The organism is [Actinomadura] parvosata subsp. kistnae, from assembly GCF_900323885.1.
Taxonomy (GTDB): Bacteria; Actinomycetota; Actinomycetes; order Streptosporangiales; family Streptosporangiaceae; genus Nonomuraea; species Nonomuraea composti.
The window spans coordinates 2,962,652-2,979,224 of sequence record NZ_OOHJ01000018.1; the positions used below are offsets into that span (position 1 = coordinate 2,962,652).

The 16,573-nt window shown below is 70.0% G+C and carries 17 protein-coding genes and 1 pseudogene; 6 read left to right on the forward strand and 12 right to left on the reverse strand.

Translation table 11 applies throughout. From position 1 onward, the window contains the following. Positions 1-13 precede the first annotated feature (13 nt). On the reverse strand, positions 14-961 hold the full coding sequence (locus tag KIS93_RS33935; RefSeq protein ID WP_230465674.1) for an EamA family transporter: 948 nt from the start codon (positions 959-961) through the stop codon (positions 14-16). Positions 962-1,093: 132 nt separating this feature from the next. On the opposite strand from KIS93_RS33935, the gene KIS93_RS33940 reads away from it, so the two are divergent. After that, on the forward strand, positions 1,094-1,525 hold the full coding sequence (locus tag KIS93_RS33940) for a rhodanese-like domain-containing protein (protein ID WP_080043819.1): 432 nt from the start codon (positions 1,094-1,096) through the stop codon (positions 1,523-1,525). 378 nt (positions 1,526-1,903) lie between these two features. On the opposite strand, the gene KIS93_RS33945 is transcribed toward KIS93_RS33940, so the two are convergent. From KIS93_RS33945 to purD, 4 genes are all read right to left on the reverse strand, one after another. After that, positions 1,904-3,193, reverse strand: coding sequence for a GTP cyclohydrolase IIa (locus KIS93_RS33945; RefSeq protein ID WP_080043818.1), 1,290 nt, complete (start codon positions 3,191-3,193; stop codon positions 1,904-1,906). A gap of 201 nt (positions 3,194-3,394) precedes the next feature. Further along, on the reverse strand, positions 3,395-4,660 hold the full coding sequence (gene murA / locus KIS93_RS33950; RefSeq protein WP_080043817.1) for a UDP-N-acetylglucosamine 1-carboxyvinyltransferase: 1,266 nt from the start codon (positions 4,658-4,660) through the stop codon (positions 3,395-3,397). A 78-nt stretch (positions 4,661-4,738) separates the two neighbouring features. After that, positions 4,739-5,575: a phosphoribosylaminoimidazolesuccinocarboxamide synthase gene (locus KIS93_RS33955; RefSeq protein ID WP_080043816.1), complete on the reverse strand. Its 837-nt coding sequence runs from the start codon at positions 5,573-5,575 to the stop codon at positions 4,739-4,741. Continuing rightward, entirely contained in the window at positions 5,572-6,786 is a 1,215-nt protein-coding gene (gene purD, locus KIS93_RS33960) for a phosphoribosylamine--glycine ligase (RefSeq protein WP_080047348.1), read from the reverse strand. The genes KIS93_RS33955 and purD overlap by 4 nt, the downstream gene beginning before the upstream one ends. Before the next feature lie 450 nt (positions 6,787-7,236). On the opposite strand from purD, the gene corA reads away from it, so the two are divergent. Further along, the gene (gene corA / locus KIS93_RS33965; RefSeq protein ID WP_230465673.1) at positions 7,237-8,253 is read left to right on the forward strand and encodes a magnesium/cobalt transporter CorA; all 1,017 of its coding nucleotides are present in this window, start codon (positions 7,237-7,239) and stop codon (positions 8,251-8,253) included. Positions 8,254-8,320: 67 nt separating this feature from the next. Then, a pseudogene (locus tag KIS93_RS33970) lies at positions 8,321-9,333 on the forward strand (IS5 family transposase). Positions 9,334-9,396: 63 nt separating this feature from the next. Here KIS93_RS33970 and KIS93_RS33975 read toward each other — a convergent pair. Beyond that, positions 9,397-10,308, reverse strand: a complete 912-nt coding sequence (locus KIS93_RS33975; RefSeq protein WP_080043814.1) for a glycerophosphodiester phosphodiesterase family protein — start codon at positions 10,306-10,308, stop codon at positions 9,397-9,399. Between the two features lie 157 nt (positions 10,309-10,465). On the opposite strand from KIS93_RS33975, the gene KIS93_RS33980 reads away from it, so the two are divergent. Beyond that, positions 10,466-11,083 (forward strand): GNAT family N-acetyltransferase, encoded by a 618-nt coding sequence (locus KIS93_RS33980; protein ID WP_246005391.1) that lies wholly within the window; start codon positions 10,466-10,468, stop codon positions 11,081-11,083. Between the two features lies 1 nt (position 11,084). On the opposite strand, the gene KIS93_RS33985 is transcribed toward KIS93_RS33980, so the two are convergent. The 3 genes from KIS93_RS33985 to fbaA form a co-directional block, all read right to left on the reverse strand. Continuing rightward, complete coding sequence (locus KIS93_RS33985; protein WP_080043812.1) at positions 11,085-12,368, reverse strand: adenylosuccinate synthase; 1,284 nt, start codon at positions 12,366-12,368, stop codon at positions 11,085-11,087. A gap of 98 nt (positions 12,369-12,466) precedes the next feature. Next, positions 12,467-12,877, reverse strand: a complete 411-nt coding sequence (locus KIS93_RS33990; protein ID WP_206067097.1) for a DUF3151 domain-containing protein — start codon at positions 12,875-12,877, stop codon at positions 12,467-12,469. A 34-nt stretch (positions 12,878-12,911) separates the two neighbouring features. Further along, positions 12,912-13,934: a class II fructose-bisphosphate aldolase gene (gene fbaA / locus KIS93_RS33995; RefSeq protein ID WP_080043810.1), complete on the reverse strand. Its 1,023-nt coding sequence runs from the start codon at positions 13,932-13,934 to the stop codon at positions 12,912-12,914. 129 nt (positions 13,935-14,063) lie between these two features. Between fbaA and KIS93_RS34000 the strand changes: the two genes are divergently transcribed. Both KIS93_RS34000 and KIS93_RS34005 read left to right on the forward strand, forming a co-directional pair. Next, positions 14,064-14,777 (forward strand): DedA family protein, encoded by a 714-nt coding sequence (locus tag KIS93_RS34000; protein ID WP_080043809.1) that lies wholly within the window; start codon positions 14,064-14,066, stop codon positions 14,775-14,777. Between the two features lie 54 nt (positions 14,778-14,831). After that, on the forward strand, positions 14,832-15,263 hold the full coding sequence (locus tag KIS93_RS34005) for a hypothetical protein (RefSeq protein WP_155128749.1): 432 nt from the start codon (positions 14,832-14,834) through the stop codon (positions 15,261-15,263). Positions 15,264-15,270: 7 nt separating this feature from the next. Here KIS93_RS34005 and pyrE read toward each other — a convergent pair whose 3' ends face one another. The 3 genes from pyrE to KIS93_RS34020 form a co-directional block, all read right to left on the reverse strand. After that, positions 15,271-15,804, reverse strand: coding sequence for an orotate phosphoribosyltransferase (gene pyrE / locus KIS93_RS34010; RefSeq protein ID WP_080043807.1), 534 nt, complete (start codon positions 15,802-15,804; stop codon positions 15,271-15,273). 66 nt (positions 15,805-15,870) lie between these two features. After that, positions 15,871-16,020: a hypothetical protein gene (locus KIS93_RS34015; protein ID WP_186404562.1), complete on the reverse strand. Its 150-nt coding sequence runs from the start codon at positions 16,018-16,020 to the stop codon at positions 15,871-15,873. Next, the gene (locus KIS93_RS34020) at positions 16,017-16,559 is read right to left on the reverse strand and encodes a hypothetical protein (protein ID WP_186404563.1); all 543 of its coding nucleotides are present in this window, start codon (positions 16,557-16,559) and stop codon (positions 16,017-16,019) included. The genes KIS93_RS34015 and KIS93_RS34020 overlap by 4 nt, the downstream gene beginning before the upstream one ends. Positions 16,560-16,573: the final 14 nt, after the last annotated feature.

Sequence of the window (16,573 nt, forward strand, 5' to 3'; positions counted from 1 at the left end):
GGACGCCAAGGGTTCAGGCCGAGGAGGCGACCTTCTCGGGTTCGAGCGCCGCTCTGGCCCGGGCCCGCCGCTCGGTCGAGACGACGAGGGCGACGCCGACGAGGATCACCAGGCCGCCGAGCACGATCTGCACGGTGACGTGCTCGTTCACGACCAGCACGCCCAGGATGACGGCGACGATCGGGTTGACGTAGGCGTACGTGGAGACGAGGGAGATGGGCGCGTTGCCGAGCAGCCACGTGTAGGCGGTGAAGCCGACGAGCGACCCCACCAGCACGAGATAGGCGAGGGCCGCCCACGAGCGCCCGGAGACGGCGGCGACGTCGAGCCGTTCCCCGATGGAGGCACCGACGATGGCGAGGCCGGCGCCGCCGGCGAGCATCTCGATGGCGCTGGCCGTCCACACGTTGGGCGGCATGGGGATGCGCGACGACAGGAACGAGCCGATCGACCAGGACACGGAGCCGAGCAGGATGATCACGATGCCGGTGGTGCCGGCGCTCTCGCCGCCGCCGTTCAGTGACAGGGCGGCGACGCCGCCGAAGCCGACCAGCACGCCCACCAGGGTGAGCATGGCGGGCCGGTCCCTGAACACGAGCCGCAGCACCACGAGCCACAGCGGCACGGAGGCCACGAGCAGGGCGGCCAGGCCGCTGGAGATGTGCTGCTCGGCGACGGCCACCATGCCGTTGCCGCCGGTGAGCAGCAGCAGCCCGACCAGCGCGGCGCCGCCGAGCTGCTTGAGCGTCATCCTGAAGGGCGCGAGCCTCTTGGTGACGAGGAGGAAGGCGGCGAGCAGCAGGGCGGCCGAGACGAACCGCATGGCGCCGTGGAACAGCGGCGGCATGGTCTCGATGGCGATCCTGATGCCGAGGTACGTCGAGCCCCACACCACGTAGACGATCGCCAGCGCGCCCCAGATCATGAGGGTCCGGCGACTGTCAGCAGTGTTTGCACTCATGGCTCATGAACTTACAGGGCGTCCCCGACAAAATGCTCGCGGGTATCAGACTTCGGACAATGGCGGGATATTAGCGATAGGCGGCTTTCACGCCACTGGTGGCTCCATGGCCGCGCCCGGCAGGATCGAGCCATGTCGAACACCGCCGCCATCGCGCACTTCTCCGCCCGCCTGTCCTTCGAGACCGACGTCTCCGACGTCGCCGCCGACCTGCTCGCCGGCACCCCCGGCCTGGTCGTCGTCGACTCGCGCAGCCGCGAGAGCTGGGACCAGGGCCACATCGAGGGCGCCGTGCACCTGCCGACCCGGGAGATCGCCGCCAGGGCCGGGGCGATGGTGCCGAAGGACGCGGCGGTCGTGACGTACTGCTGGGGGCCGGGCTGCAACGGCGCCACCCGCGCGGCGCTGGAGTTCGCCAAGCTCGGCTATCAGGTCAAGGAGATGATCGGCGGGTTCGAGTACTGGGCGCGGGAGGGCTTTCCCGTGGAGACGGCGTCGGGGGTCTCGCGCCGCCCGGTGGACGCGCTGACGGCGCCGATCTCCGGCGCCGCCTGTGCCTGTTGACCGGACGGTGAACGGGGCTCCAGCGGCTCCACAGCGCCGTACAGCCGTCTTTCCGGCCCCTTGGGGCGCACAAGTCCGCCCGAAACCCGCCAGATCAGTACCACAACGGGGGGCGACTGCTCGAAATCGCCGCCAATCGACGAGATTCGTTCATCAAGAACGACACCTCGGGGCGGAGGCCGGCGGCGGAAGAATTTGGTGCCCCCGTCCGAATCTCGTCGATCGGGGGCGTCGGAGAACATACCCCCATCTACACGGGCCAACCAATGAGTTCATGAGAGTCAAGCCGCAAGTTTGCGAACCTGACACCTTCCGTCAAGGCCGAAGGCATGCCAAGGGGCGGACCCGCTCATGGCGGGCCCGCTCCGTGGCGGCCGCTCAGCGCGGCCCGAGCTTCTCCACGATCAGCCGGTAGAGCTGACGCGGCCGGCCGGGCTGCGGCGTACGGTTCGGCGGAAGCGGCCACGCGAGTCCCTCGTCAACCAACGTGCGCAGCAACCGCCGGGCCGTACGAGGCGTGACCCCGAGCATCTTGCCGGCGCCCTCGGCATCGACCACGGTGTCGCCGCCTTCGAGCTTGGCCGCCAGTCTGGCCAGCACCTCCACCCCCTTCGGCTTCAGTGCGGTGGCTCCGGCGGGCGGCATCCGCGGGGCCGGGATGAGTGCCCGCCCCTCGCGGTCGACCGCGAAGCCCTGTGCCTGTTTGCCCGCCTGTGTCCGGGCCAGCGCGGCCCTGGCGTGCGACTCGGCGTCGTGCGTCGTGCGCCCCATGCCCACACCGACCTCGACCGCCAGCCCCAGCTCGTCCCTGATCCTGGCGGCGAACGGCAACACCCTGAACCCGTCGGTGGCCGCCGCGATCGAGCCCCTGGTGGCGGTCACCAGGTAGCTGTGATCGTCGATCGGCCAGACGGTGGCGTTGATCCGGTTCGCCTCCTGGACCAGGAGCCGGTGCAGCGACAGCCGCAGCTCGTCGCGCCAGTAGCGCGGCGCGGCCCGGCGTACCGGCTCGCGCAGCGTCGGCACCTCCACCAGCACCACGGTGAGCTGCGACTCCTCCAGCCGGTGGTGCGCGCCGAGCAGCGCCGCGGTGTGCAGCGCCGTGCGGACCGCCGCGGAGGTCGGCCTGATCCTGATGACCGGAACGCCCGCGGTGTGCAGGCGCTCGGCCACCGCGGGCAGGCACGTCAGTGCTCCCGTGGTGGCGCCCTGGCGGGCCAGGCGTTCGTGGTAGGCCGCGATCGTGCCGGTGGCGCCCGGCTCGTCGCGGCTGTGCACGTCCGCCGCGGGGATGCCGAGGTCGGTGTACGCCTCCTCGACATCGGCCCTGCTGACCACGTCGATGCTGACCCGCTGGGGGTCCATGCGGGGGTCGAGCGCGGCCTTGGCCAGCGCCGCCACCAGTGCTGCTCCGCCGAGTTGCACGTACGTCGCGGGCATCGTCAGCACGCCGGATCGCCTGGCCAGGTCATAGGGGACCGGGCTGGCGAACAGGCATGCGTCGACACCGGGACCGAGCCGCGTCACCTTGTCGGGCGCCTCCTGCTCGTCGCGGTACGCGGCCGCGACCAGGCGACACGGCAGCGGCGCCGCGGCGTGACCCATCAGCATGACTCGCTCGACCAGGTCGTGGGGTCCGACCACGCCGATGGTGAGGTCCGGTGTCATAGCGCCCGGGCGTGACACTCGGGGAGTTTCTTCGGCCCTCTCGACCAATGTTCGTCCCATCCTGCCGTCCGTTGCAGTGCTCTCTTTTGGAACGATCGCTCGCGGGGGCCGTAATGTCACGCCCGACTTTTCCGGAAAGCCGTTCTGGTTGACCGCCCGACATCATGTTTTAGCAGCTCAACGAGGCATTTCTCGCGCTTTTTAGCGTTCGGAAATCTCTCGTGTAATGTCCGCCCCGAGAGCGCGCATTCGCGCGGCGAGATGCGCGTGACCGCGATCGATCAGGTATCCCGAGTCGATCAGGGTCTCGCCTTCGGCCGCGAGGCCGGCGAGCACGAGCGCGATGCCGGAGCGCAGGTCGTGCGCCGTCACCTGGGCGCCGGTCAGCGGCGTGCGGCCGCGCACGATGGCCCGGCTGCCGTCGACCTCGACGTTCGCGCCCATCTTGTTCAGCTCGCCGGCCAGCGCGAAGCGGCCGTCGAAGATGCGCTCGTGGATGTAGCTGGTGCCTTCGGCCAGCGCGGCGACCGTCATCATCGGCGACTGCAGGTCGGTGGCGAAGCCGGGGTAGGTGTCGGTGATGATGTTGATCGGGCGCAGCGGGCCGTCGCAACGGACGTGCAGGACGGCACCCTGGCGGTGGAACTCGACGCCCATCTGCTCCAGCTTGTAGCGGACGACCCCGAGGTCGAGGCCGGTGCCGACGAGGCTGACCTCGCCCTTGGTGAGCGCCGCCGCCATGGCGAAGACGCCGGCGTCGAGGCGGTCGGGCATCACGGTGTGCTCGACGGCGTGCAGCTCCTCGACGCCCTCGACGGTGATGAACCCGGTGCCGCCGCCGCTGATGCGCGCGCCCATCTTGGTGAGCATGTCGATGACGTCGAGGACCTCGGGCTCCAGCGCCGCGTTCTCGATCACGGTGGTGCCCTTGGCCAGGGCGGCGGCCATGATCAGGTTTTCGGTGCCGGTGTGGGAGGGGGTGTCGAGGTAGAGGGTCGCCCCGGTCAGGCCGGACGCCTTGACGTGGATGACGGTCTCGCCCTCGTCCACGATCGCGCCCAGCCGCTTGTAGCCGAGGTAGTGGAAGTCGAGGTTGCGGCTGCCGAGGTTGCAGCCGCCGACCCCTTCGACGACCGCCTCGCCGAGGCGGTGCAGCAGCGCGGGGGTGAACAGCACCGACCCGCGGAAGCGCCGCGCGATCTCGGCGGGCAGGACGGGGCTGTTCACCCGGGAGGCGTCGATGACCAGCGTGCGCTCGGACTCGTGCAGCTCGACGTACGCGCCGACCGCCTCGGCCAGCTCGACCGCGCGGCGGACGTCCTCGATGATCGGCACGTTGCGCAGGACCGTGCGGCCCTTCGGGGCGAGCAGAGCCGCACCGATCATGGGAAGCACGGCGTTCTTCGCGCCCTGAATGAACGCGGTTCCACGCAGTGCGTTGCCACCGCGCACGCGGTAACGGACCATTCGTGCGGCTCCTTGAATTCAGCGGTGAGGGCTCGATCGGGCCAACAGTAGTCGCTCACACCACATGACCCAGCCGAATCATCCGCTAAAGGGAGACCCCGTGACGCGCTCATACGCTTCTAGGTATCGCTGCCTGGTGCGCTCGACGACGTGGTCGGGGAGTCGCGGTGGTGGGTTTCCTGAGGATTTGTCCCATCCGGATTCGGGCGATAGTAGCCAATCGCGTACAAATTGCTTGTCAAAAGAAGGTTGGGACCTTCCGGGCTTCCATTCGTCGGCCGGCCAGAAGCGCGAGGAGTCGGGCGTCAGCACCTCGTCACCCAGCGTCAGCACGCCGTCGGCATCCCAGCCCAGCTCGATCTTCGTGTCGGCCAGGATGATGCCCCGCTCGCGGGCGATCTCCGCGCCGCGCGTGTAGACGGCCAGCGTGACGCGCCGCAGCTCCGCCGCGACCTCCGCGCCGACCTCCGCCACGACCTGCTCGTACGACATCGGCTCGTCGTGCTGCCCCTGCGGCGCCTTCGTGGACGGCGTGAAGATCGGCTCGGGCAGCCGCGAGCCGTCCTCCAGCCCCTCGGGCAGCCGCACGCCCGACACCGTGCCGTCGGCGCGGTACTCGTTCAGCCCGCCCCCGGCCAGGTAGCCCCTGGCCACGCACTCGACCTGCACCATCTTCAGCGGCCGGCACAGCACGCTGCGCGGCTCGTCGCCGGGCGCCACCACGTGGTTGGGCACGACGTCCTTGAGCTGGTCGAACCACCACAGCGACATCTGCGTGAGGATGGCCCCCTTGTCGGGGATCTCGGGCTCGAGGATGTAGTCGAAGGCCGACATGCGATCGGAGGCGACCATCAGCAGCAGGCCGTCGTCGGTCTCGTAGAGGTCGCGTACCTTGCCGGAGTGCAGGTGCTTCATCGGGCGATGTCCGTTCGGTGGAAGGAGCCGCGCAGCTTGACGCGGCCCACGAGGTCGTAGGCGGCCCGCCGCGCGCTGTCCTGGTCGGGGCCGTGGCCGACGACGCTGAGCACCCGCCCGCCGTCGGAGACGACGGCGTCGCCGTCCCTCTTGGTGCCGGCGTGCAGCACGTACGCGTTCGGCGTCGGCTCCAGCCCCGTGATCGGGTCGCCCTTGACCGGCGCCGCCGGATAGTTCTCCGCCGCGATCACCACGGTCACGGCCGAGCCGCCCTTGAACACCGGGTCGAGCCCCAGCTCGCCGGTGGCGGCGGCCATGAGCAGCCCGCCCAGCGGCGTCTCCAGCCGGTCGAGGATCACCTGGGTCTCGGGGTCGCCGAACCGCGCGTTGAACTCGACGACCTTCGGCCCCTTCGACGTCAGCGCCAGCCCGACGTAGAGCACGCCCTGGTAGGGCAGCCCGCGCCGCGACAGCTCGCCGATCGTGGGGTGCACGACCTCCCGCATGACCTGCTCGGTCAGCCCGTCGGGCGCCCACGGCAGCGGCGTGTAGGCGCCCATGCCGCCGGTGTTGGGGCCCTCACCGCCGTCGTAGGCCCGCTTGAAGTCTTGCGCGAGCTGCAGCGGCACCGCCGTGCTGCCGTCGCACAGGGCGAACAGCGACACCTCGGGCCCGTCGAGGTACTCCTCGATCACCACCCGCTCGCACGCCCGCGCGTGCGCCAGCGCCTGGTCCCGGTCGTCGGTGACGACCACGCCCTTGCCCGCGGCCAGCCCGTCGTCCTTGACCACGTAGGGCGCCCCGAACTCGTCGAGCGCCGCCGCGGCCTCCTCCTCGGTGACGCAGACCCTGGCCCGCGCGGTGGGGACGTCGGCCGCCTTCATGACCTCCTTGGCGAACGCCTTGGAGCCCTCGATCATGGCGGCGTCCTTCGACGGCCCGAAGCAGGCGAAGCCGGCCTCGCGCACCGCGTCGCTCACCCCCGCCACGAGCGGCGCCTCGGGCCCGACGACCACGAGGTCGACGCGGAGCCGGCCGGCCAGCGCGGCCACCTGCCCGGGATCGAGCGGATCGACGGCGTGGACGGTCGCGACCTGCTCGATGCCAGGATTGCCTGGCGCACAGTGGAGCTCGCTGACCTGGGGATCGAGGCTGAGTGAACGGCACAGGGCGTGCTCACGCCCTCCGGAACCAATGACTAGAACGCGCACGCGGTCCATTGTCGCAGGCCCGCCGCCTCGGCCTGGCTCAGGTCGCCAGGACACCAACTGCCGGAATAGGTGAGCAACTTTGTGGAGTTCTACCTGAGCCGAGGCCCTCCTGGCGAGTATCGTCGGTTAGGTTCACCCGCCTGTGGTAGCTTAGGGCGGCTTTATGGCGTCTCGTGTGATTGGAGGTGGTCCGGGATGAATCCTGGTGATCCCAGCAGTACGTGCTCGCCCACGTACGGCCCGCATACCCCCGACCACTCCAATCCGGCAGCCTGATCGTGCCTCCACGCCATTTGTGTTGATTGAGGTGACTTCATCGCGCGTGGAGCGTCCCTGGTCGGGCGGAAAGGGACTGCCATGCGCTCGTCCACCCTTTTCCGTCGCATCAACCGTCACACCGTGCCGTCGCGCGCCCCGCACTCGCTCACGAAGCCAGTGCGCGAGGTCTGTGTGCCCCCGGTCGATTCCCTCGTAGAGTTCGGCGCGTACGTCCAGGGCAAGAAGGTCTCCGCCCAGGGCATCGAAGAGGCGCTCGGCCTCGTCCGCGCACACAACCAGAGCAACTCCGGCGCCAGCGCGTTCGTCTGGGTGGGCCTGCACGAGCCGGCCGCGCCCGAGGTGGAATGGCTCGCGGAGGTCTTCGGCCTGCACCCGCTGGCCGTCGAGGACGCCGTCAAGGCCCACCAGCGGCCCAAGGTCGAGCGGTACGGCGAGTCGCTGTTCATGGTGCTCAAGACCATCGCCTACCTCGACCACGACGAGCTGACCGCCACCAGCGAGATCATCGCCACCGGCGAGATCATGGTGTTCCTCGGCGCGGACTTCGTCGTGACGGTGCGCCACGGCAAGCACTGCTCGCTGGCCGGCGTCCGCGAGCGCCTGGAGGACAAGCCGAAGCTGATGAACAGGGGCCCCACGGGCGTCCTGCACGCGATCTCCGACCACGTGGTCGACCAGTACCTCCAGGTGGCCGACCTCATGCAGCTGGAGCTCGAAGAGGTCGAGGCGACGGTGTTCGCCGACGTCAGCTCCCGCGACATCAACCGGATCTACCAGCTCAAGCGCGAGATGCTGGAGATGAAGCGGGCCATCACGCCGCTGCAGTCGCCCATGGCGGCGCTGCCGCAACGCCGCGTCATCCCGTCGGAGATGCGCGACTACTTCCGCGACGTCGGCGACCACCTGTCGCGGGTGTGCGAGCAGGTCGAGTCCTCCAACGAGCTGTGCAGCTCGATCCTCCAGGCCGCGCTGGCCCGCTCGAACGCGCTGGCCAACGAGGACATGCGCAAGATCTCCTCGTGGGTGGCCATCCTGGCCGTGCCGACCATGATCGCCGGGATCTACGGCATGAACTTCGACTTCATGCCCGAGACCAAGGCGGTCTGGGGCTATCCGGCGGTGCTGGCCGTGATGGTCACGGTCTGCGTGCTGCTGCACCGGGGCTTCCGCCGCAACGGCTGGCTCTAGGAGTTGTTTGGGGTTCGGATCTTGGCTAGGTCGACGCTGGGCTGGCTGTGGCTGGTAGAACTCCGATGTGGCGCGCTTTGATGTGACCGATGCCGAGTGGGCGTTGATCGAGCCGCATCTGCCGGTGGCGGCTACCGGGCCGCTGCCACGGCGGATGCGTGAGCAGTTCAATGGGATCTTGTGGCGGTTCCGGACGGGGTCGGGCTGGCGTGACGTGCCGGAACGCTATGGGCCTTGGTCCACGGTGTACTCCCGGTTCAACAACTGGGCCAATGCCGGGGTGTTCCAGGGGTTGATGGAGGCGTTGATTGCCGAGGCCGCAGCGCGCGGGCAGGTGGGACTGGAGCTGGTCAGCGTGGATTCCACGATCGTGCGGGCGCATCAGGAGTCGGCCGGGCTGGCGGTGGCCGGGGAGACCTTGGATGCGCTGGAGCAGGCGCTGACCGAGGAAAAGGGGGCTCCGTTGGCGGAGCAGCCGCCGGTGCTGCGGGTGATGCGCCCCAGGCCGCACCCGAGGCCGGCACGTCACCGCCGCACGAGCGCGCCACTGTCCGGCGACGCCGTAAGGCGCGGGCGGAGGCGGCCGCGCTCGGCCGATCCCGGGGCGGGCTGAGCAGCAAGATTCATGCCGCGGTCGATGCCGCCGGGCTACCGCTGGTGTTCGTGCTCACGCCCGGCCAAGCTGCCGACTGCCCGCGGTTCACCGCCGTGCTGGACAAGATCCGGGTGGCCGGGCCGGTGGGCAGGCCCCGGACCCGCCCGGCTGCGGTGGCCGCGGACAAGGCCTATTCCTCCAAGGCCAACCGCGCCTATCTGCGTCGCCGCCGGATCCGCGCGGTCATCCCGGAGAAGAGCGACCAGCAGGCCAACCGGAAGAAGAAGGGGTCGGCCGGTGGGCGGCCCATCACCTTCGATCCGCAGCGTTACCGGCAACGCAACACCGTCGAACGCTGCTTTCAAAAGATCAAGACCTGGCGTGGCCTGGCCACCCGCTACGACAAAGCCCCGGAAAGCTACGAGGCGGGGCTCTACCTCCGGGGCTCGACCTTGTGGTTAAGACTCCTTACCTCGACCACATGATCCGAACTCCAAACAGCTCCTAGCTTCTTTAGACGCTTGGGGCTTTAGCGTCTTCAGACGCTTCTAGACACCGACGGGCTTGAGGGGGCCGACCGGCTCGGGCAGCGCGAGGCCCCGCTCCCGCCACAGCTCCCGCATGCGGTCGGGGTAGTCGGTGACGATCCCGGCCACCCCCAGGTCCAGCATCCGGGCGCCGAGCGCCGGGTCGTTGACCGTCCACACGGCCACGTCGAGCCCGGCGGCCGACGCCTGCGCCATCAGCGTCTCGTCCACCATGACGTGCTCGGGCGAGAGCGTGGTGGCCCCGGCGTCGCGCGCCGCGGCCGGCACGTCGCCGCCCCTGACGGTGCCCTCGTTCCAGTGCAGGGTGTCGAGCTCGATCAGCGCGAAGCGCCGCGTGCCCGGGGCGATCTTCGCGGCGTGCGCGATGATCCGCCAGTCGAAGCTGAGGATGGCGGCGTTGCCGAGCCGGCCGTGCCGGTCGAGCTCCTCCACCACCATTTCGGTGAACATCTCGGGGTCGGCCGTCAGCTTGGGCCGCGTCGGGTCCGACTTCAGCTCGACGTGCATCCGCACGCCCTCGGCCTCGTAGGCGCCGGCCAGGCCGAGCACCGCGCCGAGCGTCGGCATGCGCGTCTCGGGCATGGGCACCTGCGTCAGCGCGAACGGGTCGTCGGGGTGCCGGGGCAGCCGCACGCCCACGTCGAGCGTGCGGAGCTGGGCCAGGGTGAGCGCGTTGATCGGCTTGCCGACGTACGGGTAGAGGGGGTCGCCGGCGTACACCGGACGCCTGTCGGCGCTGGTGACGGCGGAGACGGTCAGGTCGTGCGTGAGCACGAGGCGGCGGTCGGCGGTGAGCGCGACGTCGAACTCGAGCGCATGCACGCCCAGCTCCATCGTGCGGCTCAACCCGGGCAGAGTGTTCTCCGGCCAGAGGCCGCGAGCCCCCCGGTGGCCATGTATCTCAACGCGCACAACGGGGACCCTACCTGGCTAGGGCAATGTCACGGCGGTGCCACGCCGTGTCCTTTTTATCCTGCTACGCCCGGTCGTGGTGTTCCGAGCAGACAATAGGCTGTTTCCCATGACGGAGGTCCTCAAAGGTGCCCATTTCCCGACAGTTCGGGCATGGGTGGAGGGGTGGGTCATTTCCCGCAACGCCCCCAGGCCCGTACCGGAGCCCTGGGGCCTCCGCGTGGACGTCGGCCTGCCCGGCCACGTGGCCCGGCACATCGTGGCCGCGCCGACGCCGCAGACCCTGCGCCGCCTCACCGCCACGCTCCACACCCCGGGCACCTGGCTCAAGCTCTGCGCCCCCGCCGAGTCCGTCGCCCCGCTGCTCACGCCGGGCTGGGCCGTCCAGGACCCCGAGTTCATGATGACGGCCCCGCTCACCCGCGACCCCGCCCCCATCCCCGACGGCTACCACCTGGCCGTCACCACCAGGGCGGGCGTCACGGCGGTCCGGCTGCTGACCGGCGCGGGCGAGGTCGCGGCGCGCGGCCAGTTCGCGCTCGCCCGCTCCACCGCCGTCGTGGACCAGGTGGAGACCGCCGCCGACCACCGCAGGCGCGGGCTCGGCACGGTCGTCATGCGCACGATCGCCGCCACGGCCGCGTCGCGGGGCGCCCGCACCGGCGTCCTGGTGGCCACCGCCCAGGGCCAGGCGCTCTACGCCACCCTGGGCTGGACCCTGCACACCCCCGTGACGGCGGCCGTGCTCACGGACAGGGACCCCGGCGGACGGTAGGTCAGACCAGCGAGCGCACCACGATCGTCTGGTCGCGGCCCGGGCCGACGCCGATCGCGGAGATCGGCGCGCCGCTCATCTCCTCCAGCGTCCGCACGTACGCCTGCGCGTTCGGCGGCAGGTCCTCGAACGACTTGGCGCTGGAGATGTCCTCCTGCCAGCCCGGGAACTCCTCGTACACCGGCTTGGCGTGGTGGAAGTCCGTCTGCGTCATCGGGATCTCGTCGTGCCGCACGCCGTCCACCTCGTACGCCACGCACACCGGGATCCGCTCCAGCCCCGACAGCACGTCGAGCTTGGTCAGGAAGTAGTCGGTGACGCCGTTGATCCGGGTCGCGTACCGGGCGATCACCGCGTCGAACCAGCCGCAGCGCCGGTTGCGGCCCGTGGTGACGCCGTACTCGCCGCCGGTCGTGCGCAGCCAGTCGCCCATCTCGTCGGTCAGCTCCGTCGGGAACGGCCCCGAGCCGACGCGGGTCGTGTACGCCTTCAGGATGCCGATGATCTTCGTGAGCCGGTTCGGCGGGATGCCCGCGCCCGCGCACGCCCCGCCGGAGGTCGGCGACGACGACGTCACGAACGGGTACGTGCCGTGGTCGATGTCGAGCAGCGTGCCCTGCCCGCCCTCCAGCAGCACGAACTTGCCCTCGTCCAGCGCCTTCGACAGCACCAGCGAGGTGTCGGCGATGTGCGGCTTCAGCCGCTCCGCGTAGGCGAGGTACTCCTCCAGCACCGCCGCCGGGTCGATGCCGCGCCGGTTGTAGACCTTGGTCAGCAGCTGGTTCTTCTCGGTCAGCGCGACCTCGATCTTCTTGGCCAGGATCCCCGGGTCGAGCAGGTCCTGGACGCGCACGCCCATCCGGTAGATCTTGTCGCCGTACGCCGGGCCGATGCCGCGACCGGTCGTGCCGATCTTGGCCTTGCCCAGGTAGCGTTCGGTGACCTTGTCGATGGCCTTGTGGTGCGGCATGATCAGGTGCGCGTTCGCGCTGATCAGCAGCCGCTCGGCGGAGATGCCGCGCTCGGCGAGCCCGTCGATCTCGCTGAGCAGCACGCCCGGGTCGATCACCACGCCGTTGCCGATGACCGGCACCACCTCCGGCGACAGGATCCCCGTGGGGAGCAGGTGCAGCGCGTACTTCTGGTCACCGATGACCACGGTGTGACCCGCGTTGTTGCCCCCCTGATAGCGGACGACGTAGTCGACGTCGCCACCGAGCAGATCGGTGGCCTTGCCCTTGCCCTCATCGCCCCACTGGGCACCAACGAGAACGGCAGCCGGCATGGTTCAGTCTCCCGAGCACAAAACGAAACCCCTGGCGCAAGCGCGACAGGGGCTCTTGCGTAGAGAGACTACCCGAACGTGCCTATTCGTCCCAAGGGCTAGCCCTTGGTCAGCGCGTCGTAGCCGCTCTCGGTGCTGTCCTTGAGGAACTGCAGGCACCGCTCCGCCTCGTCCTTCTCGCCGATCGCCTGCGCCGCCCGCGACAGGGCGTACAGGCAGCGCAGGAAGCCCCGGTTCGGCTCATGCTCCCACGGTATGGGGCCGTGCCCCTTCCAGCCGTTGCGGCGCAGCGCGTCGAGCCCGCGGTGGTAGCCGGTGCGGGCGAAGGCATAGGAGGTCACGGCATGGCCCTGGGCGAAGTACTCCTCCGCGAGAGCGGCCCAGGCCGCCGGGTAGGCGGGGAAACGGGCGGCCACGTCGGAGGCCTTGACACCCGACTCCAGCGCCTCCCTGGCCTCGGGCAGGTCCGGCAGGTGAGTCGGGGGCGGCCCGGCGAGAAGGTTATCCATAGGACAAGTCATACCCGCCGGGCCGCTGAACTGGCTAGGAGATCTTCGTCCCAGCGCTCTTCAGGCTCTGGCACGCCTCCACCACGCGGGCCGCCATGCCGGCCTCGGCCGCCTTGCCGTACGAGCGGGGGTCGTAGGTCTTCTTGTTGCCGACGTCGCCGTCGACCTTGAGCACGCCGTCGTAGTTCCGGAACATGTGGTCGGCGATCGGGCGGGTGAAGGCGTACTGCGTGTCGGTGTCGACGTTCATCTTCACCACGCCGTACGAGATGGCCTCCTGGATCTCCTCCAGCAGCGAGCCGGAACCGCCGTGGAAGACCAGGTCGAAGGGCTTGTCCTTGCCGTACTTGGCGCCCACGGCCTCCTGGATCTCCTTCAGCACGCCCGGGCGCAGCTTGACGTGACCGGGCTTGTAGACGCCGTGCACGTTGCCGAACGTGGCGGCCAGCATGTAGCGGCCCTTGTCGCCGACGCCCACGGCCTCGGCCGTGGCCAGCGCGTCCTCGGCCGTCGTGTAGAGCTTCTCGTTGATCTCGCCGACGACGCCGTCCTCCTCGCCGCCGACGACGCCGATCTCCATCTCCATGATGATCCGCGCCCTCGCGCACTTCTCCAGGAGCTCCTTGGCGATCTCCAGGTTCTCGTCCAGCGGAACGGCGGAGCCGTCCCACATGTGCGACTGGAAGAGCGGGTCGAGGCCCTTCGAGACCCGCTCCAGGGAGATGTCGATCAGCGGCCGCATGAAGCCGTCGAGCTTGTCCTTCGGACAGTGGTCGGTGTGCAGCGCCACCGTGACGGGATACTTGGCGGCCACCACCCTCGCGTACTCCGCCAGCGCCGTGGCGCCCGTGACCATGTCCTTGACCGTCGCTCCGGAGAGGAACTCCGCGCCACCCGTCGAGACCTGCACGATGCCGTCGCTCTCCGCCTCCGCGAAGCCGCGCAGGGCGGCGTTCAGCGTCTGCGAGGACGTCACGTTGATCGCCGGATAGGCGAATCCGCCGGCCTTGGCCCGGTCGAGCATCTCAGCGTAGATCTCTGGAGTCGCAATAGGCATGATTCATCTCCCTGAGAAGTTGCGGCTGCGCGCCAGGGCCCAGTATCCCGGCTCCCTACCCGATGGGGTAGAGACAACGCGCGCTTGTTGGTCATCTCCCCCACCCCCGCTACAGGTAGGCTCCTCGTCGTGGACTGGCTTTGGAATCTCCTGGACCCGACGTGGTGGCTCACGATTTTGGGAGCGTTCGCCACCTTCGGCGTTCTCGCGATCATCTTCGCCGAGACGGGTCTGCTGCTCGGGTTCTTCCTGCCCGGTGACTCACTGCTGGTCGCCGCGGGGATTTTCAGCTCGGCGTCGGTCGCCTCGGGAATGGGCATCGCGCCGCTCTCCTTCCCCGTCCTGCTGATCGGCACGCCCCTGTGCGCGATCGCCGGTGCGCAGCTCGGGCATTTCCTCGGAGCGCGATTCGGCCGCAAACTCTTCGACAAACCGGATTCGCGGTTGTTCAAGCGTGAGCACGTGGTGCGGGCCGAAGAGTTCTTCGAGAAGTTCGGTCCCGCCAAGGCGGTGATTCTGGCCAGGTTCGTGCCGATCGTCCGCACGTTCATGAATCCCGTCGCGGGCGTCCTGGAGATGACCCCCAAGCGTTTCCTCATGTGGAACGTCGTCGGCGGCGTCGTCTGGGTCGAGGGGCTGCTCCTGCTCGGCCACTTCCTCGGCGGCCAGGTCGACCCCAAGCAGATCGACCGCTACATCCTGCCGGGCGTCTTCTTGATCGTGCTCATCTCCCTGATCCCGATCATCGTCGAGGCCGTCAAGCACCGCCGCGCCGCCAAGCGGCTGCCGGTCCCCAACGGCAAGCACCACCGCGTCCCGTCCAGCTTCGACGGCCAGGCCTGACACCTCGTCGCCGACATCTCAACGGGCCGATCACCGCAAGGTACGCTGCCCCTTGTGGGACGCCACAGCTCAGAACCGATGGGCATCGCCCGATTAGCGCTCGCCGTCCTGGCGGTGGGAGCCGTGGTGACGCTCCTGGTCATCGGCGGTCGCGCACTCCTCGATCTTCTCGACGCGCCGCCGCCCGACCGCGAGCCTGCCGCCCCCGCCACGGACGCCTCCACCGCTCCGGCCGCCTCCGCGCAGGTGCCCACCGTGCGCATCGAGTGCGTTGCCGAGACCTGCCCCCTGGTCACGGTACGCGTGCCGGGAGGCGACGTCCTGCAGCACAGGGAGATGAGCAGGGGCGAGGAGGTCCGCTACTTCGAGCCCGAGCTGGACGTCGTGCTCAGCGACGCGAGCACGGTGCGCGTCGAGGAGAACGGCACCCCGCGCGCCCAGGGCCGCGCAGGGGCCCGCGAGGCGTTCACCGTCAGGGGCGGCTGACCCCCGATCAGAGGCCCAGGTCCTCCAGCGTGTACGCGGTGCGGTACTCCAGCCCCGCCCCCTCGACCCGCTCCCTGGCACCCCGGTCCACGACCGTCGCGACGGCCACGACCTCGGCCCCCGCCTCCCGCAGCGCCTCCACGGCGGTCAGGGGAGAGCCGCCGGTGGTGGAGGTGTCCTCCACGGCGAGCACCCGCCGGCCCTTCACCTCGGGCCCTTCGATGCGGCGCTGCATCCCGTGCGCCTTGGCGGCCTTGCGCACCACGAACGCGTCCAGCGTGCGCCCCCGCGCCGCCGCCGCGTGCAGCATGGCGACCGCGACCGGGTCGGCGCCCATCGTGAGCCCGCCCACCGCGTCGTAGTCGAGGTCGGCGGTCAGGTCGAGCATCACGCTGCCGACGAGGGGGGCGGCCACGCCGTCGAGGGTGATGCGGCGCAGGTCGAGGTAGAAGTCGGCCTCCTTGCCGGAGGAGAGCGTGACCTTGCCGTGGACGATGGCCTTGCTCTTGATCTCGGCCAGCAGGTTGTCGCGATCAGTCATGGCTCCAAGCTTAGGACCGCCGCCCGCCGCGGCTTCTGGCCCGTCAGGAGTGGACCCGCGGATCCGTCACGAGCCCAGGCTCCTGATGAGGGCCAGGGCCTGCCCGTACGCCTTCGGCAGCGGCCGGACCCGCACCCGGGGCCGCCGTCCGTACAGGATCTCGGCAGAACCGAGCCGGGCGAGCTTGTCCCGCAGGACCTCGTCCATACGCGTCACGGCCCCACCCGGACGGGCCCGAGCAGCGCCAGCGTCTCGTCCCCGGGGAACGCGCGGCGTAGCGCGGTGGCGAGGTTGAGCGCGGCGGCGAGGCGTTCGGCCAGCTCCAGGGGCGGCGCCGACGGCTCGGCGGCCACCAGGCAGGTGCCCTTGGCCGTGCCGCGGTAGAGCTGCGCCAGCCTCGTGCGCAGGTACGCCGGGGTCGCCAGCCCCGTCAGCGGGTCCTCGCAGTGCAGCTCCCCGAGCGGCGCGAACCCGTGCTCGGCCCACCCGGCCGCGAACGAGCGCAGCGCGGTGAACGGCGGCTCGCCCGTGCCCGTGACGGCGAAGAGGGCGGCGAGGTCGTTCATGCCCTCGGCGACGCCGATCCCGGCGGCGGCCCGCGCCGAGCCCAGCTCCCAGCACGCCTGCGCCAGGCCGCAGCCCGCGCACACCGCCTTGATCACGCCCTCCACCTCGGGCGTCCACCAGTCCTCGGCCAGCGACCAGCCGGCCGCCATGCTCCTGCGACGCCAGCGCGACAGCACGTCCGCCTCCATCCGTTCCCCTCCGT

What these genes read in the sequence shown, in the direction of transcription:
- KIS93_RS33935 (WP_230465674.1), bottom strand. Translation starts at nt 961, where the DNA reads ATGAGTGCAAACACTGCTGACAGTCGCCGGACCCTCATGATCTGGGGC.
- KIS93_RS33940 (WP_080043819.1), top strand. Translation starts at nt 1,094, where the DNA reads ATGTCGAACACCGCCGCCATCGCGCACTTCTCCGCCCGCCTGTCCTTC.
- KIS93_RS33945 (WP_080043818.1), bottom strand. Translation starts at nt 3,193, where the DNA reads ATGACACCGGACCTCACCATCGGCGTGGTCGGACCCCACGACCTGGTC.
- murA (WP_080043817.1), bottom strand. Translation starts at nt 4,660, where the DNA reads ATGGTCCGTTACCGCGTGCGCGGTGGCAACGCACTGCGTGGAACCGCG.
- KIS93_RS33955 (WP_080043816.1), bottom strand. Translation starts at nt 5,575, where the DNA reads ATGAAGCACCTGCACTCCGGCAAGGTACGCGACCTCTACGAGACCGAC.
- KIS93_RS33985 (WP_080043812.1), bottom strand. Translation starts at nt 12,368, where the DNA reads ATGCCGGCTGCCGTTCTCGTTGGTGCCCAGTGGGGCGATGAGGGCAAG.
- KIS93_RS33990 (WP_206067097.1), bottom strand. Translation starts at nt 12,877, where the DNA reads ATGGATAACCTTCTCGCCGGGCCGCCCCCGACTCACCTGCCGGACCTG.
- fbaA (WP_080043810.1), bottom strand. Translation starts at nt 13,934, where the DNA reads ATGCCTATTGCGACTCCAGAGATCTACGCTGAGATGCTCGACCGGGCC.
- pyrE (WP_080043807.1), bottom strand. Translation starts at nt 15,804, where the DNA reads ATGACTGATCGCGACAACCTGCTGGCCGAGATCAAGAGCAAGGCCATC.
- KIS93_RS34020 (WP_186404563.1), bottom strand. Translation starts at nt 16,559, where the DNA reads ATGGAGGCGGACGTGCTGTCGCGCTGGCGTCGCAGGAGCATGGCGGCC.